The organism is Streptomyces lushanensis (assembly GCF_001700515.1).
Classification (GTDB): Bacteria; Actinomycetota; Actinomycetes; order Streptomycetales; family Streptomycetaceae; genus Streptomyces; species Streptomyces lushanensis.
This window is the reverse complement of sequence record NZ_MAUD01000484.1, coordinates 1-762: the sequence shown is the minus strand read 5'-3', so window position 1 is coordinate 762 and position 762 is coordinate 1. Positions and strand designations below refer to the sequence as shown.

Genomic DNA, 762 nt, shown 5'->3' with positions numbered 1-762 from the left:
CTCCGCACCTGACACGGGCGGGCGCCGGCTTCCCCGCACCCTGCACCCCGTCGCCTGGTGGATCTGGGCCCTCGCCCTCGCCACCGCCGTCAGCCGCACCAACAACCCGCTTCTGCTCTTCCTGGTCCTGGCGGTCCTCGGCTATGTCATCACCGCGCGGCGCACCGAAGCGCCCTGGGCACGCGGCTTCAAGTACTACCTCTGCCTGGCGCTGACCGTCGTCGTCATCCGGGTGATCTTCCGCGCGGTCTTCGCCACCGGTGTCACCCCGCACGACCACTTCCTCTTCTCCCTTCCCCGTATCCCGACCCCGGACTGGTACGCGGGCATCCAGATCGGCGGCCCCGTCTCCCTCGAAGCGGTCCTCTCGGCCGCCACCGACGGGCTGCGCCTCGCGTGCATGCTCTGCTGCGTCGGCGCGGCCAACACCCTCGCCAACCCCAAGCGCGCCCTGCGCGTGCTGCCCGGTGCCCTGCACGAACTCGGCGTCGCCGTCACCGTGTCCCTCAGCGTCGCCCCCCAACTCGTCCAGAGTGTCCAGCGCGTGGCGCGCGCCCGCCGTCTGCGGGCCGGTCACCACAAGGGCCCGCGCGCGCTGCGCGGCATCGCCGTCCCCGTACTCGAAGACGCACTCGAACGCTCCCTGCGCCTGGCCGCCGCCATGGACTCCCGCGGCTACGGCCGCGCGGGTTCGGCGACACCCCGCTCCCGCCGGCTCACCGGCGCACTGATGCTGCTCGGCATGTGCGGACTGTGCGCCGG

Annotated in this window: 1 protein-coding gene; it reads left to right on the top strand. The window is 73.0% G+C overall.

The genetic code is table 11. The annotated features are described in order from the left end of the window. On the top strand, positions 1-762 hold a 762-nt coding region (locus BFF77_RS30165; RefSeq protein ID WP_245703832.1), incomplete at both ends, for an energy-coupling factor transporter transmembrane component T.